This is a genomic window from Herbaspirillum sp. NPDC087042, assembly GCF_044745245.1.
Lineage (GTDB): Bacteria > Pseudomonadota > Gammaproteobacteria > Burkholderiales > Burkholderiaceae_D > Herbaspirillum.
The window spans coordinates 921,170-945,947 of sequence record NZ_JBIUZW010000001.1; the positions used below are offsets into that span (position 1 = coordinate 921,170).

Annotated in this window: 24 protein-coding genes; 1 reads left to right on the plus strand and 23 read right to left on the minus strand. The window is 63.3% G+C overall.

Translation table 11 applies throughout. The annotated features are described in order from the left end of the window. Positions 1-2: 2 nt before the first annotated feature. The 11 genes from hflX to ndk all read right to left on the minus strand — a co-directional run bounded on the left by hflX (position 3) and on the right by ndk (position 10,737). Positions 3-1,127, minus strand: a complete 1,125-nt coding sequence (gene hflX, locus ACIPHN_RS04045) for a GTPase HflX (protein ID WP_400433047.1) — start codon at positions 1,125-1,127, stop codon at positions 3-5. 39 nt (positions 1,128-1,166) lie between these two features. Continuing rightward, a complete protein-coding gene (gene hfq / locus ACIPHN_RS04050; RefSeq protein WP_006463311.1) occupies positions 1,167-1,406 on the minus strand; it encodes an RNA chaperone Hfq in 240 nt (79 codons plus the stop codon). Between the two features lie 139 nt (positions 1,407-1,545). After that, positions 1,546-2,889: a ribosome biogenesis GTPase Der gene (der, locus tag ACIPHN_RS04055; RefSeq protein ID WP_400433052.1), complete on the minus strand. Its 1,344-nt coding sequence runs from the start codon at positions 2,887-2,889 to the stop codon at positions 1,546-1,548. A gap of 26 nt (positions 2,890-2,915) precedes the next feature. Further along, positions 2,916-4,115: an outer membrane protein assembly factor BamB gene (gene bamB, locus ACIPHN_RS04060; protein WP_400433055.1), complete on the minus strand. Its 1,200-nt coding sequence runs from the start codon at positions 4,113-4,115 to the stop codon at positions 2,916-2,918. Between the two features lie 135 nt (positions 4,116-4,250). After that, positions 4,251-4,895: a YfgM family protein gene (locus ACIPHN_RS04065; RefSeq protein WP_400433058.1), complete on the minus strand. Its 645-nt coding sequence runs from the start codon at positions 4,893-4,895 to the stop codon at positions 4,251-4,253. Between the two features lie 35 nt (positions 4,896-4,930). Next, complete coding sequence (gene hisS / locus ACIPHN_RS04070) at positions 4,931-6,286, minus strand: histidine--tRNA ligase (protein ID WP_400433061.1); 1,356 nt, start codon at positions 6,284-6,286, stop codon at positions 4,931-4,933. 91 nt (positions 6,287-6,377) lie between these two features. Continuing rightward, positions 6,378-7,640, minus strand: coding sequence for a flavodoxin-dependent (E)-4-hydroxy-3-methylbut-2-enyl-diphosphate synthase (ispG, locus tag ACIPHN_RS04075; protein WP_400433064.1), 1,263 nt, complete (start codon positions 7,638-7,640; stop codon positions 6,378-6,380). A gap of 17 nt (positions 7,641-7,657) precedes the next feature. Next, positions 7,658-8,734, minus strand: a complete 1,077-nt coding sequence (locus ACIPHN_RS04080; protein WP_400433066.1) for a helix-turn-helix domain-containing protein — start codon at positions 8,732-8,734, stop codon at positions 7,658-7,660. Continuing rightward, on the minus strand, positions 8,727-9,047 hold the full coding sequence (locus ACIPHN_RS04085; protein WP_400433069.1) for a hypothetical protein: 321 nt from the start codon (positions 9,045-9,047) through the stop codon (positions 8,727-8,729). The genes ACIPHN_RS04080 and ACIPHN_RS04085 overlap by 8 nt, the downstream gene beginning before the upstream one ends. Next, positions 9,044-10,216, minus strand: a complete 1,173-nt coding sequence (gene rlmN, locus ACIPHN_RS04090; protein ID WP_198981802.1) for a 23S rRNA (adenine(2503)-C(2))-methyltransferase RlmN — start codon at positions 10,214-10,216, stop codon at positions 9,044-9,046. Before rlmN ends, ACIPHN_RS04085 begins: the two co-directional genes overlap by 4 nt. 95 nt (positions 10,217-10,311) lie before the next feature. Further along, complete coding sequence (ndk, locus tag ACIPHN_RS04095) at positions 10,312-10,737, minus strand: nucleoside-diphosphate kinase (protein WP_400433071.1); 426 nt, start codon at positions 10,735-10,737, stop codon at positions 10,312-10,314. A gap of 267 nt (positions 10,738-11,004) precedes the next feature. Between ndk and ACIPHN_RS04100 the strand changes: the two genes are divergently transcribed. Next, on the plus strand, positions 11,005-11,697 hold the full coding sequence (locus ACIPHN_RS04100; protein ID WP_400433073.1) for a Bax inhibitor-1/YccA family protein: 693 nt from the start codon (positions 11,005-11,007) through the stop codon (positions 11,695-11,697). Positions 11,698-11,766: 69 nt separating this feature from the next. On the opposite strand, the gene rlmD is transcribed toward ACIPHN_RS04100, so the two are convergent. From rlmD to ACIPHN_RS04160, 12 genes are all read right to left on the minus strand, one after another. Next, positions 11,767-13,137 (minus strand): 23S rRNA (uracil(1939)-C(5))-methyltransferase RlmD, encoded by a 1,371-nt coding sequence (rlmD, locus tag ACIPHN_RS04105; RefSeq protein WP_400433076.1) that lies wholly within the window; start codon positions 13,135-13,137, stop codon positions 11,767-11,769. A gap of 148 nt (positions 13,138-13,285) precedes the next feature. After that, positions 13,286-14,299 (minus strand): RNA polymerase sigma factor RpoS, encoded by a 1,014-nt coding sequence (gene rpoS / locus ACIPHN_RS04110; RefSeq protein WP_400433079.1) that lies wholly within the window; start codon positions 14,297-14,299, stop codon positions 13,286-13,288. 3 nt (positions 14,300-14,302) lie between these two features. Next, a complete protein-coding gene (locus ACIPHN_RS04115; RefSeq protein ID WP_400433082.1) occupies positions 14,303-15,277 on the minus strand; it encodes a peptidoglycan DD-metalloendopeptidase family protein in 975 nt (324 codons plus the stop codon). Between the two features lie 200 nt (positions 15,278-15,477). Further along, a complete protein-coding gene (locus ACIPHN_RS04120) occupies positions 15,478-16,443 on the minus strand; it encodes a protein-L-isoaspartate(D-aspartate) O-methyltransferase (protein WP_400433085.1) in 966 nt (321 codons plus the stop codon). Further along, positions 16,440-17,177 (minus strand): 5'/3'-nucleotidase SurE, encoded by a 738-nt coding sequence (surE, locus tag ACIPHN_RS04125; protein WP_400433088.1) that lies wholly within the window; start codon positions 17,175-17,177, stop codon positions 16,440-16,442. Before surE ends, ACIPHN_RS04120 begins: the two co-directional genes overlap by 4 nt. Before the next feature lie 72 nt (positions 17,178-17,249). Continuing rightward, positions 17,250-18,197 (minus strand): flagellar brake protein, encoded by a 948-nt coding sequence (locus ACIPHN_RS04130; protein WP_400433091.1) that lies wholly within the window; start codon positions 18,195-18,197, stop codon positions 17,250-17,252. A 1-nt stretch (position 18,198) separates the two neighbouring features. After that, positions 18,199-20,367, minus strand: coding sequence for an ATP-dependent DNA helicase (locus ACIPHN_RS04135; RefSeq protein ID WP_400433094.1), 2,169 nt, complete (start codon positions 20,365-20,367; stop codon positions 18,199-18,201). A gap of 179 nt (positions 20,368-20,546) precedes the next feature. After that, positions 20,547-20,753, minus strand: coding sequence for a YdcH family protein (locus ACIPHN_RS04140; RefSeq protein ID WP_400433096.1), 207 nt, complete (start codon positions 20,751-20,753; stop codon positions 20,547-20,549). A 90-nt stretch (positions 20,754-20,843) separates the two neighbouring features. Beyond that, the gene (locus tag ACIPHN_RS04145; protein ID WP_400433186.1) at positions 20,844-21,764 is read right to left on the minus strand and encodes a hypothetical protein; all 921 of its coding nucleotides are present in this window, start codon (positions 21,762-21,764) and stop codon (positions 20,844-20,846) included. 11 nt (positions 21,765-21,775) lie between these two features. Beyond that, complete coding sequence (gene zapE, locus ACIPHN_RS04150; protein ID WP_400433099.1) at positions 21,776-22,873, minus strand: cell division protein ZapE; 1,098 nt, start codon at positions 22,871-22,873, stop codon at positions 21,776-21,778. A 135-nt stretch (positions 22,874-23,008) separates the two neighbouring features. After that, positions 23,009-24,436, minus strand: coding sequence for a dihydrolipoyl dehydrogenase (lpdA, locus tag ACIPHN_RS04155; protein WP_400433102.1), 1,428 nt, complete (start codon positions 24,434-24,436; stop codon positions 23,009-23,011). A 112-nt stretch (positions 24,437-24,548) separates the two neighbouring features. Next, on the minus strand, positions 24,549-24,778 hold a 230-nt coding region (locus tag ACIPHN_RS04160), incomplete at its 5' end, for a 2-oxo acid dehydrogenase subunit E2 (RefSeq protein ID WP_400433104.1).

A 24,778-nucleotide genomic window follows, 5' to 3' on the forward strand; every position in this document is an offset into this window, starting at 1 on the left:
GCTCAAGCGTGCATGTCTACGGAATCGACTGGCTCAGAACGGCTGCGACCCCTGGCCTCCAAGGCGGCCTTGAGCGAAGCGGCGATCGCTTCGCGCAGCAGATCCAGGCCAGCACCAGACTTGGCACTGACGAAAACCCGCTGGATTTTACCATACTCGTCATGCTCGACCGCCGGTTCCAGGCCGGCTGCGTCGATCTTGTTCCAGACCAGGATCTGCGGCACGTGGTCGGCGCCGATTTCCTTCAGGACCAGGTTGACCTCCTCGATCTGCTCCATGCGCACCGGGCTGGCTGCATCCACGACATGCAGCAGCAGGTCGGCGTGGATGGTTTCTTCCAGCGTGGCGCGGAAGGCTTCCACCAGTTGGTGGGGCAGTTCGCGGATGAAGCCGACCGTGTCGGAAATCACCACATGGCCGACCTCGCCCAGGTAGACGCGACGGGAGGTCGTGTCCAGCGTGGCGAAGAGCTGGTTGGCGGCGTACACGCCGGCCTTGGCCATGGCGTTGAAGATGGTCGATTTGCCGGCGTTGGTATAGCCCACCAGCGAGACCGAGAAGGTTTCGCTGCGTCCGCGCGCGCGTCGCTGGGTGGCGTGTTGCCGGCGCAGCTTGGCCAGCACCGCGCGCAGTGCCTTGACCCGTTCGCCCAGGAGGCGACGGTCGGTTTCCAGCTGGGTTTCACCGGGGCCGCGCAGGCCGATACCGCCCTTTTGCCGTTCCAGGTGAGTCCAGCCGCGGATCAGGCGGGTCGAGAGGTGCTGCAACTGCGCCAGCTCGACCTGGACCTTGCCCTCGTGGCTCTTGGCGCGCTGGGCGAAGATGTCGAGGATCAGGCTGGTACGGTCGAGCACGCGCACCTTGAGCAGGCGCTCCAGGTTACGTTGCTGTGCCGGGGAAAGTGCGTGATTGAAGATGACCAGCTCAAGCTGGAGATCGGCGACGGCGTCGGCGATCTCCTGGGCCTTGCCGGACCCGACGAACAGGGCAGCATCCGGACTGGCGCGACGGCCGGTGATGGTGATCACCGGTTCGGCGCCAGCGGATTTTGCCAACAGGAACAACTCATCCAGACTTGCGGCGAAATCGTTCTTGCCGAAGTCCAGGCCGACTAACGCGGCACGCATGTCAGAATGCCCACGGCGTCAAGCCGGCTCGGTAGACCATTATTCGTCGGACGAGGATTCGAGACTCAGGTTGACCGCGCGTGCAGGCACGACGGTGGAAATGGCGTGTTTGTAAACCATTTGCGTAACGGTGTTACGCAGCAGGACCACGTATTGATCGAAAGACTCCACATGGCCTTGCAGCTTGATGCCGTTGACCAGGTAGATAGAGACGGGAACGTGCTCTTTTCTCAATGCGTTCAGAAATGGGTCTTGTAACAATTGCCCTTTGTTGCTCATGGCAGCTCCACGGTGTTGTTGTGATTAGGACTTGGAGGCACTTCTATGAATATCAAGTGCTTTACCAACTTTATGCTATTCAATTTAAACGATTTTTTCTACAACGCAAAAAACATTGATTGAATAGCAGGTTCTTCGATTACTTTTCCTGGCGCAGGAACGGATTCTTGCTGGAACGGAACTCGATACGCAGTGGAGTTCCAACCAGGGAGAAAGTTTCCCGGAAGTGCTTCTCGAGGTAACGTTTGTAGTTGTCGTCGATGGCATCCAGGGCATTGCCGTGGATCACCACCACTGGCGGATTCTGGCCACCCTGGTGGGCATAACGCAGCTTGGGACGGATAGAGCCCTTGCGACGCGGCTGCTGGTGCTCCAGCGCCTCTTCCAGCGCACGCGTCAGACGCGGCGTGCTCAGCTTGGCCATGGCCGCGGCATAGGCCGAATCGATGGACTTCATCAGCGGACCGATGCCGGTCGACTTCAGTGCCGAGATGAAGTGGAACTTGGCAAAGGACAGGAAGTTGAGCTTGCGCTCCAGATCCATCTTGATCTGGTCGCGCTGGTCGCTCTGCATGCCATCCCACTTGTTGACCCCGACCACCAGCGCCCTGCCCGACTCCAGCACGAAGCCGGCGATGTGGGCGTCCTGCTCGGAAATATCCTGCTGGGCATCCAGCAGCAGCAGCACGACGTTGGCGTCCGAAATCGACTTCAGGGTCTTGACCACGGAGAATTTCTCGATGGCCTCGAACACCTTGCCGCGACGGCGGATGCCGGCGGTGTCGATCAGGGTGTAGTGACGCCCTTCGCGCTCGAAGGGGATCTCGATGGAGTCACGGGTGGTGCCGGGCATGTCGAAGGCGATCACGCGCTCTTCGCCCAGAAGCGTATTGACCAGGGTCGACTTGCCAACGTTGGGACGGCCGACGATGGCGATCTTGGTGCCGCGCATGGCCGGCTCTTCGGCTTCCGGCTCCTGGGCGCGCTGGGCTTCGATCTGGTCCAGTGCTTCCTCCACCAGATCGGCCACACCGTCGCCATGGGCAGCGGAGATCACGTAAGGATCTCCCATGCCCAGTTCGTAGAAATCGGCGGTGACCGAGGTGTACTTCATGCCTTCGGACTTGTTGACCACCAGCATCACCGAGCGCCCGCATTTGCGCAGGAAGTCGGTGATGGTCTTGTCATGCGGCGTCAAACCCTGGCGGCCATCGACGATGAACACCACGACGTCAGCCTCGACCACTGCCTGCTTGGTCTGCTTGGCCATCTCGTACATGATGCCGTCCTTGGCGACGGGTTCGAAGCCACCGGTATCGATCACCAGGAACGGACGTTCGCCGACCCGGCCTTCGCCGTAGTGACGATCGCGCGTCAGGCCGGGCAGGTCAGCCACCAGCGCATCGCGGCTGCGGGTGAGCCTGTTGAACAACGTCGATTTGCCGACGTTGGGACGGCCTACAAGTGCAATTACCGGTTTCATTTCTTTTCTTTAAGGGCCTGTGTCACTTACTCAGTGACAACGGAGACCACGGTTCCTGATTTGGTTTGGAAAACGACAGACGACTCGGTTGCCACCGGAGGCGCCTGGATTGCACTGCCATCGGTCGCGAGGCGGGCCACGAATGTGCCATCTTCACGCGACAGGAAGTGAATATAACCCTGGTAGTCGCCCACCGCTACTGCTTTACCCGTACCGATGGGCGAAGACAGCAGACGATTCTTGAGGCGATCGTTGCGCCATGCCACGGCGCCGGTGTCACGCGAGAACTCGGTGACGGCACCGCCGACATCGGCGGCATAGACATAGGCGTCGTCCAGGGTCACGCCGACATCACTGGAGAACTCCTTGATCCAGCGAACATTGCCATTGAGCAAATCGAAGCAGCCGATACGACCCTGGTAGGACACCGCGCAGATATCACGCGAACCCAGCGCCGGCACACCGGACACGTCGGAGATGCGCTCCAGCTCGGTGGTGCCGCGCGGATCGCCAACCGGCACTTCCCAGCGCGGACCGCCATTGTTCAGGGCCAGCGCCGACAGGCGACCGCCCGGCAGTGCCACGAAGGCCGTCTGCGAACCGATCACGATGCCCGGCGCATTGCGCAGGGTCAGCGAGGGCACGTTGCGCTGGATCATCCAGCGCTGGCTGCCGTTGTCGGCATCATAGGCCGTGACGCGATTGTCGATGCTGCGAATGACCACCAGGCCCTCACCCACGGCCGGGGCCGACAGCACTTCGCTGGCGGCCTGGGCGCTCCAGGTCGGCTTGCCGGAAGCGGCGTCGAAGGCCTGGATACGGCCCTTCTCGCCCACCACCACGACGGTGCTGCCATCGCTGCCGACACCGGCCGTCAGAGGCATGTCGGTACGGACGCGCCACAGGGTCTGGCCGCTGGTGGCATTGATACGCACCACGGTACCGTCATTGGCCGCAGCAAAGATGCTGCCGGCGGCATAGACCGGGCTGAAGGTGAAGTTACCTGCCTTGCCCACGGAGACCGACCAGGCCGTCTGGACGCGCAGCTTCTGGGCGAACTCGACCAGCGGTGCCGGCGGATTCGGATCTTTCTTGCTGGAAAACCACGAACAGCCCGACAACGCTACAACCGCCGCGACGGCGGCCAGTTTCAGCGCCATCTTGCCGGCGCGAGGGGATCGTGCAAAGGAGATTGCCTGGGCAGCGGTGGCTGTCACACTACGCATATTCTTGTTCCTCTAAGCGATGGATAGGTTCGCGGTGGGATTGCAGTTCAATTCGTCAGTCGCAGGCCGCACCAGCGGACTGCGACCATTGCAGCAGGCTGCCTGCGTGGACAGGCGCCTGCCGCGGCATCGATATCAGGCCTTGGGCGCGTCGCCGCCGATGGCATCCAGCTTGATCTGGATGAGCTGGCGACCCGGATCCTTGGCGTCGGTCTTTTCCAGCGCCAGCTTGAAGGCGGCGCGGGCATCGTCACGCTTGCCCTGGGCCAGCAGCACGTCGCCGCGGCGATCGGCGATGGCACCGGCAAACTGCGCCGGGTAGTCACCGGCCAGCACCTTCAGGGCCTCGTCATAGGCCTTGGCATCCAGCAGCACGCCGGCCAGGCGCACAGCGGCGATGGCCTTGTATTCCTTGCCCCGGCCATGGTCGATCACCCACTGCAGCTGCTTCTTGGCGGCCTCGCCGTCATTGGCATCGAAGGCCGACTTGGCGGCCACCAGTGCGCTCATCTGCGCATAGGAAGTACCGCTGAACTTGTCCTGGATATCGGTGGCAGCGCGCTGCACCTTGGCATTGTCCTTGGCGGCCAGTGACTTCTGCTGCTCTTCATAGAGCACCGAGGCTTGCGCCGACTGGCGGCCCAGGTAGGTGTTCCAGCCGGTCCAGCCCGCATAGGCCGCCAGCGCGATGATCACCAGCCAGGTCACCAGGTTGCCGTACTTCGCCCACCAGGCCTTGATGGAGTCGAGCTGTTCTTGTTCTTCGAGATCGTATGCCATTTAACTCTGCAATAAGGTAACTGTTGAACGGATGCTTAGGGGTGGAAATGCACGTGCTCGTGGTCGTGATCATGGTCGCCCACGATCTGTTCCACGATGTAGTCCACCACGGTGTCGAAGGCCATGCTGCTCTGGTTGGCGCGTCCTTCCTCGGACTGGCCTTCGCGCATGTGCTTGACGGTGGCGGTGCCGCCCTTGAGCTCATCCTCACCGATGATCACGGCGAAGGCGGCGCCACTGGCGTCGGCACGCTTCATCTGCGCCTTGAACGAACCGCCGCCGTTCGACGATGCGCAATGTAGCACAACATCGAGGCCGGCAGTCCGCAAACGTTCGGCCAGGACGAAAGATTGCAATTGGGCATCCTCGCCCTGATGGACCAGGTAGACATCGCACTGGTTGGGCGCATACTGCTCGCCGTTGGCCTTCATCAGCTCCAGCAGGCGCTCCACACCCATGGCGAAACCGCAGGCCGGAGTCGGCTTGCCACCGAACATCTCGATCAGGGGATCGTAGCGACCGCCGCCGCAGACCGTGCCCTGGGAGCCGAGCTGGTCGGTCACCCATTCGAAGACGGTGCGATTGTAGTAGTCCATGCCGCGCACCAGGCGCGGGTTGATGGTGAAGGGAATGTTGTTGTGGCGCAGGATCTTCTGCACGCCTTCGAAGTGCGCGCGCGACTCTTCACCCAGGTAATCCAGCAGCTTGGGCGCGGCGTTGACCATTTCCTGCATGGCCGGATTCTTGGTGTCGAGGATGCGCAGCGGATTGGCGTGCAGGCGACGCTGGGCGTCGGTGTCCAGCAATTCCTTGTGCTGCTCGAAATAGGCGATCAGGTCGGCGCGGTGATTGTTGCGCTCTTCGGCGTTGCCGATGGAGTTGAGCTCCAGACGGATGTCGGACAGGCCCAGGTCATCCCACAGGCGCTGGCACATCATGATCAGCTCGGCATCGATGTCCGGACCGCTGAAGCCAACCGCCTCGGCACCGACCTGATGGAACTGGCGGTAACGACCGCGTTGCGGGCGCTCGTGGCGGAACATCGGACCGACGTACCACAGGCGCTTGGGGCCGTCGTAGGTCAGGTTGTGTTCCAGCGCCGCGCGCACCACGCCGGCGGTGTTTTCCGGACGCAGGGTCAGGTTGTCGCCGTTCATGGAATCGGTGAAGGAATACATTTCCTTCTCGACGATATCGGTCACCTCGCCCAGGCCACGCGCAAACAGCGCGGTCGGCTCGACGATGGGGGTGCGGATCTGCTGGAAGCCATAGCTCTTGAGCACCGATTGCACGGTGTTCTCGAACAGCTCCCACAGCGGTGCGTCGGCGGGCAGGATGTCATTCATCCCTTTGACGCCAACGATTTTCTCGACTTTCTTTTGTTCTGACATACCGATACCGGATAGTGTTGTCTTCAAACTTGAAACCTGGGGCTTCAATTCGGATTGCTGGTTGTTGATTGTTGCCTGGCTGCAGACGGAGTCAGGCGTCATCGCCCTGGCCGTAGTGCGATTGCACGTAGTCCAGGACCACGTTCTGGAATTCCTCGGCGATACGCTCGCCGCGCAGCGTCATCCTCTTTTCGCCGTCGATGAACACCGGCGCGGCCGGCGATTCACCGGTGCCCGGCAGGCTGATGCCGATGTTGGCATGCTTGGATTCGCCCGGACCATTGACGATGCACCCCATCACGGCCACGTTCATGGCTTCCACGCCGGGATACTTGCCCTTCCACACCGGCATCTGCTCGCGCAGGTAGGTCTGGATCTTGTCCGCCAGGTCCTGGAACACGGTGGAGGTGGTCCGGCCGCAACCCGGGCAGGCGATCACCATCGGGGTGAACTTGCGCAAGCCCATGGTCTGCAGGATTTCCTGGCCGACCACGACTTCCTTGGTGCGGTCGCCGCCCGGTTCCGGGGTCAGCGAGATGCGGATGGTGTCGCCGATGCCTTCCTGCAGCAGCACCGACAGCGCGGCCGTGGAGGCGACGATACCTTTGCTGCCCATGCCGGCCTCGGTCAGGCCCAGGTGCAGCGGATAGTCACAGCGACGCGCCAGTTCGCGGTAAACCGCGATCAGGTCCTGCACGCCGGACACCTTGCAGGACAGGATGATCTTGTCACCCGCCATGCCCAGTTCCTCGGCACGCTGGGCGTTCTCGATGGCCGAGGTCACCAGGGCCTCGTACATCACGGCCTGGGCCGACCATGGCTCGGCGCGACCGGCATTCTCGTCCATGATGCGGGCCAGCAGGGCCTGGTCCAGGCTGCCCCAGTTGACGCCGATGCGCACCGGCTTGTCGTACTTGCAGGCCACCTCGATCATCTGGGCGAACTGGGTATCGCGCTTGGCACCCTTGCCCACGTTACCCGGGTTGATACGGTACTTGGAGAGCGCCTGGGCGCATTCCGGATACTCCGTCAGCAGGGTATGGCCGTTGTAGTGGAAATCGCCCACCAGCGGCACGTCCACGCCCATGCGATCGAGCTGTTCGCGGATGGCCGGCACGGCCGCCGCCGCCTCGGGCGTATTGACCGTCAGGCGCACCACTTCGGAGCCGGCACGGGCCAGGTCCTTGATCTGGATCGCGGTACCGATGGCGTCCGCCGTATCGGTGTTGGTCATGGACTGCACCATCACCGGTGCACCACCGCCGACAACGATCTCGCGCGCGCCGTGGCTGATGATCACGCGGCGGCTGTTGCGGCGGGCCAGCGGCCCGGAAGCGATCGGAGAGGAAGACATGGCGGTGGCTCGGCAGTTCAATTCAGGTTCAGACGGGCGACGTTGTTGCCACCCGGGGATTTCAGTTCCAGCGGCTGGCCGCGCAGCGTGGCGTCCACACCGGAGGCGTTGCCGATGATCAGGGTCGTCGCATCGGAGACGTCGAAGGCCTCGGTAGTTCCCGCCTTCAACAGGCGCGAGATGATCGTGCTCTTGTCGGCGCGGCGGATTTCCACCCACGAATCCTCGCGGAAGGTCAGGCGCAGCATGTCCTTGCTGTTGACGATGTTCAGGCCCGCCGGTACCGATGCACCACCCGCCTGGGCAGTGCTGCTGGCGGCCGGTGCTGGCGTAGCCGCCACCGGTGCCGGCGCGGATTCAACCACCACCGGCTTGGCCGCCTGGACTGGCGCGGCCGGCGCCGGCGCTGCCTCGACCACCGGAGCCACCTGCTTGACCGGCTCCTCGCTGGCGGCCGGTGTGATCGTCTCGACACGCGCATTGACCGGGGTGTCCGAGGACGCGACCTCGTTATTGGCATTGGCAGCCACATCGGGGGCGGCCGATGCGTCAGGTGCGGCGGCTGCAGCTTCGCTCTTGTGCGACTTCAGCCAGGCCAGTTGCGGCGCGCTGGCACCCACATCGGTCCAGCGCACGACCGCTGCACCCGCCAGCAAGGCCGCCACCACCACGCCTGCCACGATGGGCAAGGGCGAGCTGTTGCCACGGGTGCTCATCATCATGGCCGGCAAGGGGCCTTCCGAGAACGGCGTGGACAGCGAATGCTGTGGCACGATGTGGTCGCGCTGGGCTACGGCCGACTCCTGGGGCATGGCAGCCGTCAGGGCATTGGCATCCAGGCCAAGGGCCTTGGCATAGCTGCGCACGAAACCGCGCGCCACGGCCAGGCCCGGCAAGGCGGCATAGTTGTCGGCCTCGATGGCCTGGATCTGGCGTGGCGCCAGCTTCACCAGGCTGGCGACCTGCTCGACCGTCCAGCCCTTCTTCTGCCGCTGCTCAGCCAGCATGGCGCCCGGCAAGGGCGCTTTCTGGGCCGACTGGGCGGCATCCTGCGGTTGCTGCGGCGGCACTTCATTCATTTGCTGATCACTCATCACATGCTCCACATGGAAAAGCTTTTTTTAGCCGGCCCTGGCCGGATTCTTCTGGAGCGTCCCTGCGCGGTATCCACCGCGTCCCTCCCGGGAAATTCGACCGCTTCAGCACGCCCTGCCCGACATTGGCAAGACCTGCGATCACTTCAACAACAACACGCACGGAACGTGCGACGAACGCCCCCTGAGGCGACATCGACCATTGCGCGCACATATCGGGAAAAACGAAAATAGGATCCGCCTGCGCCGCAGCCTGTCCGGCCACGGCTGGCGCGACATCGCCAGCATGAAGATTCAGCAGGCCTGCCGTCACCCGGAGATCTCCACGATGCGACCGAAATCCGGACCGAACTTGTTCTGGTATTCAGCCATCTTCTGCATGCGCTCCTGCACCCGGGTGCGGTCCTTGACCTCGCCGGCCAGCTGACCGCAGGCGGCATCGATATCGTCGCCACGGGTCTTGCGGATGGTGGTGACGATGCCGGCATCCATCAGGATCTGGGCAAAGGCCTTGATGCGCGGATTGTGCGAACGCTTCAAGCCCGACTCGGGGAAGGGATTGAAGGGAATCAGGTTGAACTTGCACGGGATGGCGGTCTCGCCTTCCTTCACCAGCGCGACCAGTTCGCGGGCATGGGTGTCGGTGTCGTTGACGCCATCGAGCATGCAGTACTCGAAGGTAATGAAATCGCGCGGCGCGAATTCGAGATAGCGCTTGCACGCCAGCATCAATTCACGCAGCGGATGCTTGCGGTTCAGGGGGATGAGCGAATCGCGCAGCGCATCGTTGGACGCGTGCAGCGAAACGGCCAGTGCCACCGGGCATTCCTGGGACAGCTTGTCGATCATCGGCACCACGCCGCTGGTCGACAGCGTGACGCGGCGACGCGACAGGCCATAGGCATTGTCGTCGAGCATCAGGCGCAGGGCCGTCACGGTGGGCTCGAAGTTGAGCAGCGGCTCGCCCATGCCCATCATGACCACGTTGGTGATCTGGCGCTCGCCCTTGGGCCCGCCTTCGATTCCCTTGGTCTTGCGCAATTCGAATTCCGCCATCCACAACTGGCCGATGATCTCGGCCACGGAGAGATTGCGGTTGAAACCTTGCTTGCCGGTGGAGCAGAAACGGCAATTCACGGCGCAGCCCGCTTGCGTGGAAACGCACAGCGTACCGCGATTTTCTTCAGGGATGAATACGGTTTCCACCGCATTGCCCTGACCCACGTCGACCAGCCACTTGCGTGTGCCGTCGGTGGAGGTATGGTCACTGATGATGGCCGGCGCACGGACTTCGGCGCGGGTCTTCAACTTGTCGCGCAGCGATTTGGCCAGGTCGGTCATCTGATCGAAATCAGCGACGCCGAACTGGTGGATCCAACGCTGCAACTGCTTGGCGCGAAACGGCTTCTCACCCAACTCGCCACAGTAAGCGACGAGTTGCGCGGGATCCATATCCAGCAGATTGGTGAGAGCTGTAGTCATGATACTTGCGGTCGGAACCCGGGCAGAAAGACGCGACAGGGATTGTCACGCCGGCTTCCGCCCGAATCCGCGGAACCGATAAAAACAGAAACAGATTAACGCGAATAGACGTTCAGTGCAGGGAAGAAGTACGAGATTTCAACCTTGGCGGTTTCTTCTGCGTCCGAACCGTGCACGGCGTTGGCGTCGATGGAGTCAGCGAAATCGGCGCGGATGGTGCCCTTCTCTGCCTTCTTCGGATCGGTGGCGCCCATCAGGTCGCGGTTCTTCAGGATCGCGCCTTCGCCTTCCAGCACCTGGATCACGACCGGGCCGGAGACCATGAAGTCCACCAGATCCTTGAAGAAGGGACGCTCGCGGTGCACGGCGTAGAAGCCTTCTGCTTCAGCGCGGGACAGTTGTGCCATGCGGGCGGCGATGATCTTCAGACCAGCGTTTTCGAAACGGCTGTAGATCTGGCCGATCACGTTCTTGGCCACTGCGTCGGGCTTGATAATCGACAGGGTGCGTTCAATTGCCATGAGAAAAACTCCAATAAAAATAATGGCTTAAAGCCAATAAGTGATGATCCAATGAACCTTGTATTTTAGCATGAAACCATCAAATTACATGGCAATTCACCTCGTTTGTCAGCTTGTCATGTGTGACTTCACAAGCAAACAGGGTCCGGGTCTGCCATTGCAGGCTCGCCATGCTGCCCGCATATCGAACTTGGACGAGGGAAGACTTGTCTTAGCCATGAGCTGACGTGATATTCTGTCGCTCGCATTCAACGCTTCGGAGGACACATGAATCAACAACTGGACACGACCTTCGGCCACTCGAACGTGAGCTCGGCCGCCCGCAACCGTGTGCTGCGCAATACCTACTGGCTGCTGGCCCTGTCGATGATCCCCACCGTGCTGGGCGCCTGGCTGGGTGTGCAGATGCACTTCAGCCTGTTCGCCGGCAGCCCCATGATCGGCTTCGTGCTGTTCATGGCCATCGCCTTCGGCTTCTTCTTTGCCATCGAAAAGACCAAGAATTCCGGCCTGGGCGTCGCCGTCCTGCTGGGCTTCACCTTCTTCATGGGCCTGATGCTGTCGCGCCTGATCGAATTCACGCTGGGCTATTCCAATGGCGCCGGCCTGATCATGACGGCTTTCGGCGGTACCGCCATCATCTTCTGCGGCATGGCGACCATTGCCACCGTGTCCAAGCGCGACTTCTCGGGCATGGCCAAGTGGCTCTTCGCGGGCGTACTGGTGATCCTGGTGGCCTCGCTGGCCAACATCTTCCTGCACCTGCCGGCCCTGCAACTGACCATCTCGGTGGTGGCCATCGCGATCTTCTCGGCCTACATCCTGTTTGACGTGCAACAGGTGGTCAACGGCGGCGAGACCAACTATATCTCGGCCACCCTGGCGATCTATCTGGACGTCTACAACGTCTTCGTCAACCTGCTGTCCATCCTGGGCATCCTGGGCGGCAATCGCGACTGATGCGATATTGCGGTACAAGCAACAAAAAAGCCGGCGCAAGCCGGCTTTTTTGTTTCCGCGAGGAAAATATTACAGGCCTTGTTCCGGCAGGTCGAACACCGCGATGGATTCGACGTGGGCCGTGTGCGGGAACATGTTCACCACGCCCGCATACTTGAGCACGTAACCTCCCAGGTGCACCAGCATGCCGGCATCGCGCGCCAGCGTGGCCGGATTGCAGGAAACATAGACGATGCGCTTGGGCTTGAGATGCTGCTGGCCTTCCGGCAACTCGACCAGGGCCTTGCAGACTTCCATCGCACCTTCGCGCGGCGGGTCGATCAGCATGCGGTCGAACTTGCCCAGCGCGACGAAATCCTCGGGCTTGGCTTCGAACAGGTTGCGGCAATAGAAACTGGTCTTGCCATCCACGCCATTGATCCTGGCATTGTCCAGGGCGCGCTCGGTCAGCGCCGTACTGCCTTCGATCCCCACCACTTCGCGCGCCAGGGTGGCGATCGGCAAGGTGAAGTTACCCAGGCCACAGAACAGGTCGGCAACGCGGTCTTGCGGCTGCACGTCCAGCAGGCGCAGGGCGCGGGCAACCAGAACGCGGTTGATCTGGTGATTGACCTGGGTGAAGTCGGTCGGCTTGAAGGGCATGCGGATGCCGAATTCCGGCAACATGTACTGCAGCCCGGATTGCGCCGGGTAGTATGGCGCAGCGGTATCCGGGCCCTTGGTCTGCAGCCACCATTCGATCTTGTGCTCGTCAGCAAAGCTCTTGAGCAGGGCTTCGTCGGCCGGCGACAGCGCCTCCATGATGCGCAGGACCAGCACGGTGACCTTGTTGCCGTCATCCCCCTCGCCCACCGCCAGTTCGATCTGGGGCATGCGGTCGCGGATGGACAGGCCCGCCACCAGTTCGCGCAGCGGCACCAGCATGGCCGACACATTGGGCGGCAGGATCTGGCAGGTCTTCATGTCGGCGATGAAGGATGAACGCTTTTCATGGAAGCCCACCAGCACGCCGCCCTTCTTGGCCACATAGCGCACCGAGATGCGGGCACGGAAGCGATAGCCCCAGGTCGGGCCATAGATGGGACGCAGCATGACCTCGGCCTTGGTCTTGCCGAGATGCCAGAGGTTGTCTTCCAGTACGCGCTGCTTCATGGCCACCTGGGCCGAGGGCTCCAGATGCTGCATGGCGCAGCCGCCGCAGACACCGAAATGCTCGCAACGGGGCTTCACCCGCAGCGAGGATTCACGATGCAGCGCGGTCATCACGCCGGCTTCCCACTTGGGTTTCCGGCGATAGGACTCGAAACTGACCCGCTCGCCCGGCAGCGCGCCTTCGACGAAGATGACCTTGCCTTGCGTGCCATCCTCGTTTTCGAGATGACCAACGCCGCGCCCGTCCATGTCGAGCGACTTGATTTCAATGATGATGTCTTGTTGCATGAGGGAAACCACAGGGTAGGACGTGAGTCCGCTGCCAAAAAACAAAAGCGGTATTGTCCGCGATCCGGGACCGCGAGGGAAGCACGATGCGTGTCCACCCCGTCAATGGAGCGGACAATCGGCACAAATACGACGCCAGGCGGGCCGATCAGAACAGGGCGTCGCGCCCCACCCCACGCGAGGTCAGCAGGCGCTTGAGCTTGACCAGCGCCTCCTGTTGCACCTGGCGCACCCGCTCGCGGGTGATGCCCATTTCGCCGGCCAACTGCTCCAGCGTGGAAGGGTCGTCATTGTCCAGGCCGAAGCGCCGCGCCACCACCACACGCTGCTTCTCCGACAGGCTCTTGAGCCACTCGCGGATCAGCAGGGCCATTTCCTGGCTTTCGGCGCGGGTATCGGGATGCTCTTCCACTGCACTGGGCAGCAGGTCCATGAGGCTGGCCTGGGGATCGTTGTCCAGCGGCGTATCCAGCGAGGCAGCATGCTCGGACAGGGCCAGCACATCCTGCACCTCTTCCACCGGACGCTCCACCAGATGGGCGATGTCCTCGGCGCTGGCGTCGCGGCCATCGCGCTGCTGGGCTTCGAGGTGATACTTGGCGCGCAGGATCTGGTTCAGTTCGCGCACCATGTGTACCGGCAGCCGTACCGTACGCGCCTGGTTCATGATGGCGCGCTCGATGCTCTGGCGTATCCACCAGGTGGCATAGGTCGAAAAACGGAAACCGCGCTCGGGCTCGAACTTGTCGATGGCGCGCATGAGGCCCAGGTTGCCTTCCTCGATGAGGTCAAGCAGGGCCACGCCACGATTGATATAGTGCTTGGCGATCGACACCACCAGTCGCAGGTTGTGCTCGATCATCTTCTGGCGCGCGACGAACTCGCCCTGCTTGGCCTGGGTGGCGAAGTGCAGTTCTTCGGCGGCCGTCAGGAGCGGCTTGGCGCCGATCTTGTTGAGGTAATGCTGGGTGGTATCGGTGGAGAGCTCGGCGGCGAGCACCTTCTTGAGCTCGTCCACACCCTCGGCCGGCGCCGCCTCCTGGGGCTGGTCGGCGGCATCGCCGTCGATCACTTCCGGTTCGTCGATCTCCTCAACTGGATCGTCCATGTCCTCTTCGCGAGGGTCCTGGTCTGGCAAGTGATCGTGGCGATTGCTTGTCATACGCTAGCGTGGCGGTAAGTATTTGGAGGGGTCAACCGGTTTGCCCTGTTGACGGATTTCAAAGTGCAGCTTGACAGTATCACTGTCGGACTTGCCCATCTCGGCAATCTTCTGGCCCTTGGTCACGCTCTGGCCTTCCTTGACCAGGATGGCCTGGTTGTGGGCATAGGCCGACAGCAGGTTGTTGGTGTGCTTGATGATCACCAGGTTGCCATAACCACGGATGCCGCTGCCGGCATACATGACCTTGCCGGCACCTGCCGCCAGCACGGCCTGGCCGGCCTTGCCGGCGATGTCCACACCCTTCTTGCCGCCGTCGAAGGTGCCGACCACCTTGCCATCGGCCGGCCACATCCAGGAAACGCCTTCATCATCGACTGCCGCCGTCGACGCTGCCGCCGGCTTCTCGGTCGCATGCGCGGCCTCGGCCTTGGCGGGCGCCGCTGGTGCAGGCGCTGCAGCGCTAGCCGATGTGGCATCCGGCTTTTCCAGTTCAGCCAGGGCACTCTCCGAATAGGCCCGCTTGTCGCCGCGCGGGCCCGACTTGTTGGAACCGCCCGCAGCCGGTGCTGCTGCCGAGCCCGGCGCACCCAGCGGCTTGACGTCCAGCCCGGCACCCGGTGCAGCCGCCACGGTCGCCGTCTGGGCCGTACCCGGCGCACGATCGGGCGGCGCCACGCGCAGCGTCTGGTCGACCTTGATGTCGTTGGGGTTGGTCAGGTTGTTCCAGGCCACGATGTCGCGCCAGTTCTGACCCACATCCAGCGCGATACGATACAGCGTATCCCCCTTCTTGACCGTGTAATAGCCGCGTCCCGACGGCGCCGGCGCAGCAGGTGCGGCAGCAACGGTTTCAACCGGCTTGCCGGTACTGGTGGTGCGCTCGACGACGGGCGCCGGCTGCTGATTCGGTGTCGAGCCGCATGCGGCCAGAAGACTGACGACACTGCCCAATACAGCCAAACGAATTTTCTTCATGCTCTTACGTTAGATTTTGTACAACGCTAGTTGACCCGCAGCCAGCGTCAGAAGTTCATCAGGGAAATGTGGCCCCGTCCTGCCATCCTGCCATTCCGCCATCGTCAACCCACAGCGGCTTGAATGCTTTTGCTTGGTGCCGCCCACGTCCTGTTGCAACGATGCCCGGACTGTCCTGCCATGCCCCGGCTGTGCACAGTTCACACCGTCCCGGGACGCAAGGGGACGAAATGACAGGGTTCCAGGGTGGTACGGCGCCAGTCGCGCTGGCCGAGACGCTCTATCAATTCCAGCATCTGCTGCCGCTCACCCACCGGCGCCACCAGCCTGCCGCCGATGGCCAACTGCTCCAGCAGGGCCTGCGGTACTTCCAGGCCAGCCGCGGCCAGGATGATGCCATCGAAAGGCGCAACCTGTGGCAGGCCAAGCATACCATCTCCGTAATGCAAGCGGATGTTCGCCACCCGCAATGGACGTAGATTGGTCTTGGCCAGTTCGTGCAGGGGCTTGATACGCTCGATGGAGTACACCTCACCCGCCACCCGCGACAGCACCGCCGCCTGGTAACCACAGCCGGTGCCGATCTCCAGCACCCGGTCGAGCCGGCCGCCATGACGGTTCTGGCGCATGACCTCGATCATGCGCGCCACGATATAGGGCTGGGAAATGGTCTGGTGATGACCGATCGGCAAGGAGGCGTCGATATAGGCCTGGCTGGCCAGGCCCGGCTCCACGAACATGTGGCGCGGCACGGCCTCCAGCGCCGCCAGCACCTTGGCATCGGCCACGCCCTGCTTGGCCACGCGCGCCACCATGGCCTTGCGCACAGCTTCCGAGGCCAGTGGCGAGGCATGATGCGAGGCATTGGTCTGGGTCACCGTCATCACATTGCTGACAGCGGTGCGCGGCGCCGGGGCGGCGCTCATCAGCGGCTGGGCAGCCTGGAGCGGAGCGCGCGGCGGCGCCGGCGGCGGCCGCAAGGCCTGCGCCAGCCCCTGCTGCACCGGCTTGAGCGCGGCCTGGCGGGAGGACTGGGCGGCATTCTTGGCCGCCGTCTGGGTGGTCGCCTGGGGGCGACCCGCCGCGTCGCGCCCGGCGTCGTTGCGCTTGTTCTTGTCCACCACCGAGGACAGGCTCAGCGGAAAGCGGCTGGGCTTGTCGCTCATGCAAGCGCCTTCCGGAGCGCATCCAGCTGGCCGGTATGGGTCAGGTCGATCTGCAGCGGCGTGATGGAGACATGGCCGTTGGCCGTAGCGTGGAAATCGGTCCCTTCCCCGCCATCCTTGGCGGCACCGGCCGGGCCGATCCAGTACAGGTCACGCCCATGAGGATCGGTCAGCTTGTGCACCGGCTCGGACATGTGGCGCTTGCCCAGACGGGTGGCGACGCTGCCCTTGATCTCTTCATACGGCAGATTGGGGATGTTGACGTTGAGCAGGTAAGGACGGGGCAGGCTGTCGAAGCGGCGTTCCACGATCTCGCGGGCGATGCGGGCCGCCGAAGCCAGTTCAGCCCAGCCCTTGTGCAGCTGGGAAAAGGCGATCGATGGAATACCGAACAGGAAACCCTCGGTGGCCGCTGCCACGGTCCCCGAATACAGGGTGTCGTCCCCCATGTTCTGTCCCTGGTTGATCCCCGAGACGATCAGGTCCGGACGCTCCTTGAGCAGACCGGTCAAGGCCACGTGGACGCAGTCCGAGGGTGTGCCGTTGAGGTAGTAGAAGCCATTGGGCGCCTGTTCCACCCAGAGCGGACGGTCCAGGGTCAGGGAGTTGGAGCTGCCTGAACGGTTGCTGTCCGGGGCGACGACGGTGATGTCGGCGATCGGCGCAAGTGCCTCGGCCAGGGCGTTGATGCCGGGCGCGAGGTAACCGTCGTCGTTGCTGATGAGGATTTTCATGGGCTGAATTTTAACCGAAGCCGGCCCCGCCACAGCGCCCTCGCGCGACTTTCTCGCGCAGCCGCGCCGGCGCTATTCCTGCTGGCTCAGTTCCTGGTAGACATAGGCCGCCAGGACCAGCCTGTCACGTACGGTCAGGTCGGCGAATTCGACGCCATACTGATGGAAATCGGCCTCGCCCAGCGCCTCGGCCGTGCGCAGCACGACCGGCAGGTCCAGGCTCAGTTGCTGGTCGGCCACCGCCGCCACGAAGCGCAGACGACCGACAGTCCCCTTCCTGGCGGCCACCTTGCCCGACAGCGAGGTGGCCACCAGCGAGGCACCGCCCAGGCTCAGGTCGATCACGCTGGCCGCCAGCGGGTGCGCGCCATCCAGGGCCAGGTAGCCTTCGGCACCGACCGGCACCCGGGTGGCCTGGCGGATCAGGGTGGAGCGCACTTCCCGCGGCAGCGACAGGTGCAGGTACACGAACGGGGTCTGCTGGTACTTCAGCAATTGCGCGCCGAAGGCATAGGCACGCCGTCCGGTCAGGGCGCGCACCACGAAGCCCTGGCCCTCGCGCACGAACAATTGCTTGCCGTCCTTTTGCGGCGCCGTCACCAGGATGCTGCGATTGGGCAGGCAGCCCACCAGCGTCACCGCGTAGCGCTGGCTGGCATCGTCGGCGAACTGCAGCCACAGGGTATCGCCGATCTGCCAGCGCACCTCGTCCAGCGTGATCACGGTTTCCTCGCCGCGCACGGCGGCCGAGGGCTTGAGCGGCTTCTTGCCGCCCATCTTCTTGCGCAACACATCGCGTGCCTGCGGCAGCGGCACCGACTCGGTATCGGGCTCGCTGACCCAGTTGGCGTTGCGGTACAGGCCCTTCTCGATCAGGCCCGCCAGCTGGTCCGGGGTATCGATGATGGTGCCGCGCGCCAGCAGCAACCGTCCCTCGTCGTTGTAGATCGGCCAGGGCGCGGCCTTGCCCAGCATCAGCTCGGACGCCCGTACCGGCACCAGGGAAGTCGTGCTGGACATGTCAGGCGCCCCCTTGCTGGCCGGCAGCGGCCTCGGCTGCCGCTGCTGCACGACGGGCATCCTGCTCGCGGAAGAAGGCCTGCACCACCTCCAGCTCGCGGGTGCGCTTGAAGGGGGGCAGGCTCTGCCAGATGCGGCGGCCGTAGTTCTTGGTGATGATGCGCGGATCGCAAATCATCAGCACGCCACGGTCGCCCTCGTCGCGGATCAGGCGCCCCGCCCCCTGCTTGAGGTTGATGATGGCTGACGGCAGCTGATGATGGACGAAGCCGTTGAGGCCCTGTTTTTCCATCTCGCTGATGCGCGCGGCCAGTACTGGATCGTCCGGCGGCGAGAACGGCAGCTTGTCGATGATCACCAGCGACAGTGCATCGCCGCGCACGTCCACGCCTTCCCAGAAGCTCTGGCTGCCGATCAGCACGCCATTGCCGGCGGCGCGGAAGCGATCCAGCAATTCGGTGCGTCCCGCCTCGCCCTGTACGAACAGCGGGAAGGCATGGCCACGCGCCGCGAACTCGACGCGCAGGCGCTCGGCCGCGCGATTGACCGCACGCAGCGTGGTGCACAGGAAGAAGCAACGTCCGCCCGCCGCCTCGATGGTCGGCAGCGCGGCGTCGATGACGGCGTCGGTATATTCGAAGGAATTGGGCTGCGGCAGGTTCTGCGGGACGTACAGGATGCCCTGCTCGCCATAGTTGAACGGACTCGGCCAGGACTGCGCCGGCGCATTCCACAAGCCCATCTGGGCGGCGTAGTGGTTGAAGTCCTTCTTCACGGCCAGCGTGGCCGAGGTAAAGATCCAGGAACGCGGCACGCCTTCGCGCTGCTTGTTGAAGATGGGCGCAATCGACAGCGGCGTGCGATGCAGTTGCAGCGAGGACTGGAAGGCCTCCAGCCACAGCACATAGAAGGGTTTCCGTGCCGGTTCTTCCTGCGCATCCTCCCCAGGCTTGCCCTCCTGCGCAGGAACCTCGTTCTTGTCCTCACCCTGCGCCTTGGCTGCCTGCTCTTCCGGCGCGCTCCAGTTTTCCAGCTGGCGCAGCAATTCATTGGCGCGGTCGCGACACTGCTCGATGGTCTCGGCGCGCTCGGCCTGCTTCTCCAGCACGGTGATCATGTCGTCCATGCAGTCCTTGAGCGTATCCAGGGCCGGGAAGAAAGCACTGGAGGAGGCGATCTGGTTCAGCGCCAGCCGCACCGATTCTTCCGGGAAGGCCAGCCGCAGGTCACGCGCGGCGCGCTCCACGGTCGATACCAGGCGCGGCCAGTCGGCGCCATCACGGGCATGGGCCAGGCCTTCGGCCAGCACGTCGCGGCACAGCTCCAGGATCTGCGAGGTGGACACGGTCTCCCCGAAGAAGAGCGTGGCCGTATCCGGCAACTGGTGGGCCTCGTCGAAGATGACCGTATTGGCCGAGGGCAGCAGCTCGGCGACACCGGTATCCTTCAGGGCCACGTCGGCGAAGAACAGGTGGTGGTTCACCACCACCACATCGGCCTGCTGTGCCTCCTTGCGGGCCTTCATGACGAAGCAATCCTGGTAGTACTGGCATTCGGCGCCGAAGCAGGTATCCCGGGTGGAGGTCACCAGGTTCCATACCGACGCCGTCTCCGGTACCTTGGTCAGCTCGGCCTTGTCGCCCGATGAGGTCGATTTCATGAAGCGCGAGATCTCGCGCAGGTAACCCACGTCCTCGCGCGCGGTCAGGCGACCGTTCTGCAAGGTGCGTTCCAGGTGGAAATGGCAGACGTAATTGCTGCGCCCCTTGAGCAGCGCCACCGAGACCGGCGCATGCAGCGCCTTGCGCACGGTCGGGATGTCGCGGTTGTAGAGCTGGTCCTGCAGGGTCTTGGTACCGGTGGAAACAATCACCTTGCCGCCCCACAGCAGGGCCGGCACGAGATAGGCGAAGGTCTTGCCCGTGCCGGTACCAGCCTCGGCAATCAGCGTGCCTTGCGCCGCAATGGCCGAGGCGATGGCCTTGGCCATCTCGGTCTGGGCATGGCGCGGCCGGTAGCTGCCCACCGCTCCGCCCAGCGGGCCGCCGGCACCGAACAGTTGTTCGATCTCGGCATCATGGATGCCCGGTTCATCCGGCGCCGCCCCATCCACGGGAGCGATGTTGGCACTGCTGTCGACGATGTCGGCGTGGGCTTCTGGGGCTGTCACTGCGGCAAACCTGTAGGAAAAAGACAAGCGGCGCAGGCTAGGAAACAACCTGCGGACGAACCCGCGGACGGGAACAAGACGCTATTTTACGCGGAGTCGGGGCAGCCCTCCCGGTTCTCCGGGTCAGGCGCCGTCGGCACTGCCGCAATGCGAGACTGCGGGCGGGCCAGGCGGGAATATCAGGCGGGAATATCGGGCACCAGCTGCATCTTCAGCAGGGCGATGTGGTCCTTCAGTTGCAGCTTGCGCTTCTTGAGGCGGCGCAGCTGCAGGTCTTCCGAGCGGACGTCACGCAACAGCAGGTCGATCACGTTATCGAGATCACGGTGCTCGACTTCGAGTTCGATGATGCGGCGCTGGATGTCTTCGCGATGCGTACTGGTCATGATGGTCCACGGGTAACTGGGCTGACTGCTAGTGTAATCGAGCCGCCTGCGCACGCCAATCGGCACGCGCAGGCGCTCAAGCTGGCCGGCTTACTGGGCTGCAGGGGTCGTGGTGGTCGACTCCTGCTGCTGGTTCTTCTTGCGCTCGGCGCGCTCCCGTTCATTCTCGGCCTTCTTGCGTTCCACCTCCAGGCGGTGCTCCTCGGCTTCCTTGATGCGGCGCTGACGCTCGACGGCGTTGGCGGCGCGCTCGGGTGCCTGAGCGGCATCCTCGGCCTGCTGCTGGCGTACCTTGGCATCATGCTCGCGCACCCGCAAGTCGGCCGGCACATCCTTGTTCTGGTCGATGCGCTGCTGTACTTCGTTGTTCTTGGCCCGGCTTTCCTGCACCTTGCGGGCGGAGTCGATCTCCTTCTGCTTCTGGTCGGCCAGGCGGCGCGCGGCGTCTTCCTCGTCCTTGGCGTGCTGCTCGGCCAGGGAACGGTCGCGGTCGTCGACGGTGGCCTGACGCTGGAACACATTGGCCTCATACTCGACCTGCTTGATGGCCTTCTCGGCCACGCGCTTGCGGTCCTTGGCGGCCTCCAGGCAAGCCGACACCAGGAACTTGGGATAGCAGGCGCGCTGGTCCAGGATATAGCGGATATCCAGCACCTGGCGGTCCTCGCTGGCCTCGTCCAGTGCCTGCTGCGCCATTTCCACGGACTTGATGGAGCCAGCCGGATAGCGCTGGTGGATCGGCGCACGCGCCTCCAGTTCGTCGAAGCGTTCGCGGCTTATCGTCGGCACATACTGCGGCTGGGCCGGGGCGGTCTTGGCCGGGGCAGGAGACTGCGCTGCCGATCGCGTCGCCGCCGACATGCCACTGGTACTCTGCAGCCCCTGGGCGCCGCAACTGGCGGCCGCCAAGGCCAGCGTCAGGCCGCACAGGGAAAGCGAGACGCCCTTGGCATTGGCATTGGCATTGGCATTGGCATTGGCAAAAAGACCTTGCATCGTGTTCTTGTTCATCTGGTGATTGTTCATGAGAGGCTGTCGGCGATGGAACGGCGATCCGCTTCCAGGTATTCCTTCGACTGCATCTCAATGATACGTGAAACGGTGCGGTGGAACTCATTGGACAGGGTTCCCACGGTGTAAAGCTCGTCCGGCTCGACCGCCGCCGACATGATCAGCTTGACCTTGTGGTCGTAGAAGACGTCGATCAGCCAGGTAAAGCGGCGCGCCTCCGAGGACATCGCTGCCGACATGCGCGGAATGCCCGAGAGGATCACGGTCTGGAAGCGGCTGGCCAGTTCCAGGTAGTCGTTCTGCGAGCGCGGTCCGCCGCACAGGGTAGCGAAATCGAACCAGATGGCGCTACCACCCCGACGCAGGGCGCGGATCTCGCGGGCCTCGATATGCACGCGCGGATCTTCGTCCCCGGCCTCGGCCACGGCGGCGAAGGCTTCACGCAGCTCTTCGTCGGTCTTGGCGTTGAGCGGGGTGTGGTAGACCTTGACCTGCTCCAGCACCCGCTTGCGATAGTCGATGCCGGCGTCGATGTTCATGACGTCCAGCCTTTCCTTCAACAGCGCAATGGTCGGCAGCATGCGGTCACGGTGCAGGCCATCCGGATAGAGTGTGCCGGGCTCGTAGTTGGAGGTCATGACAAAGGACACGCCATTGTCGAACAGACCCTTCAGCAGGTTGTAGAGGATCATCGCATCGGCGATGTCGGAGACGTGGAATTCGTCGAAGCAGATCAGGCGGTATTTCTTGGCGATGCGCTTGGCGACCTCGTCGAGCGGGTCCGAGATGCCCTTCAACTCGTCGAGTTGGCGATGCACATCGCGCATGAATTCATGGAAGTGCAGGCGCGTCTTGCGCACCACCGGCACCACCGAATAGAAGCTGTCCATCAGGAAGGACTTGCCACGCCCCACCCCACCCCACATGTAGACGCCGCGCGGCACGGCCGGCCGGCTAATCAGGCGCTTGAAGGTCGAGGCGCGCTGCGCCTTGTAGGCAACCCATTCCTCGTAGGCGCGCTGCAGGCGCTCGATGGCGCGCAACTGCGCCTCGTCGGATTGGTAACCGCGCTGGGACAGCGAGTGTTCGTAGAATTGACGGACATCCATGGTGTGGTCTTGTAAAACGACAATGGGCGAGCCAGGCTCGCCCATTGGATTGGCATCGGTCTCAATGCTCAATACGCGGGCGGCACGACAGCTCTGGCTGGCATGAGCGACGCGTATTGTCGCATTGATCGCACATCAGAAGTTCAATGCGCGCTTGTCCACGGCCAGCGCCGCTTCCTTGGTCGCTTCGGACAGCGAGGGGTGAGCGTGGCAGATACGGGCGATGTCTTCGGAGGAAGCGCGGAACTCCATCGCCACCACGGCTTCCGAAATCAGTTCGGAGGCCATCGGGCCGACGATGTGCACGCCCAGGATTTCATCGGTCTTGGCATCGGCCAGGAACTTGACCATGCCCGAGGTATCGCCCAGCGCGCGTGCGCGGCCGTTGGCCAGGAACGGGAAGGTACCGGCCTTGTACTGCACGCCTTCGGCCTTCAGTTGCTGCTCGGTCTTGCCGACCCAGGCGATTTCCGGCGAGGTGTAGATGACCCAGGGGATGGTGTTGAAGTTGACGTGACCGTGCTGGCCAGCGATACGCTCGGCCACGGCAACGCCTTCTTCCTCGGCCTTGTGGGCCAGCATCGGACCGCGCACCACGTCACCCACCGCCCACACGTTGGGCAGGTTGGTCTTGCAGTCGCCGTCCACGGCGATGAAGCCGCGCTCGTCCAGCTGCAGGCCCACGCCTTCGGCGTTCAGGCCGATGGTGTTGGGGGTACGGCCGATGGAGACGATCAGCTTGTCGAACTCACCCTTCTGCGCTTCACCCTTGGCATCGGTGTACTCCACCGAGACGCTGTTCTTGCCAGCCTTGATGGCGCCGATCTTGACACCCAGGTTCACCGCCAGACCCTGCTTGGTCAGCAGCTTCTGGGCTTCCTTGGCGATCTGCTCGTCCACTGCACCCAGGAAGGTCGGCAGCGCTTCCAGCACGGTCACTTCCGCGCCCAGGCGACGCCACACCGAACCCATTTCCAGGCCGATCACGCCGGCACCGATCACGCCCAGCTTCTTGGGCACTTCGGAGATGGCCAGTGCGCCGGTGTTGGAGAGGATCAGCTTTTCGTCGAACTCGGCGCCCGGCAGTGCACGGGCGTTGGAGCCGGTTGCCACGATGACGTGCTTGGCGGTGATGGTTTCTTCGGCAGCGCCGGCGACCTTGACTTCGTAACCGTTGGCGTCACCCTTGACGAAGGAGCCGCGGCCGTGGAAGAAGGACACCTTGTTCTTCTTGAACAGGTACAGGATGCCGTCGTTGTTCTGCTTGACCACGGTGTTCTTGCGACCCAGCATCTTGTCCAGGTTCAGGCCCAGACCCTTGACTTCGATGCCGTGCTCGGCGAAGCCGTGGCTGGCGTGCTCGTAGTGCTCGGAGGATTGCAGCAGCGCCTTGGAGGGGATGCAACCGACGTTGGTGCAGGTACCGCCCGGTGCGGGACCGCCCTTCTCGTTCTTCCATTCGTCGATGCAGGCGGTGTTGAAGCCCAGTTGCGCTGCGCGGATGGCAGCGATGTAGCCGCCGGGGCCGCCACCGATGACGACGACGTCAAAATTCTTGCTCATGTGTGTATTCCTGATTCGTTGTGCGCATCCGCTTCAGCCGAAGCGGATGCAAAAAGGCGCTGAATGCCTGGGGGCCGTTCAGCGCCTAGCTCACGCCGTGATGGCCGGTTGCTTACAGATCCAACAGCAGACGAGCGGGATCTTCCAGGGCTTCCTTGATGGCCACCAGCGACAGGACGGCTTCGCGGCCGTCGATGATGCGGTGGTCATAGGACAGCGCGAAGAAGTTGATCGGACGGACCACGACCTGACCGTTTTCGACCACAGCGCGTTCCTTGGTGGCGTGGATGCCCAGGATCGCCGATTGCGGCGGGTTGATGATCGGGGTCGTCAGCATGGAAG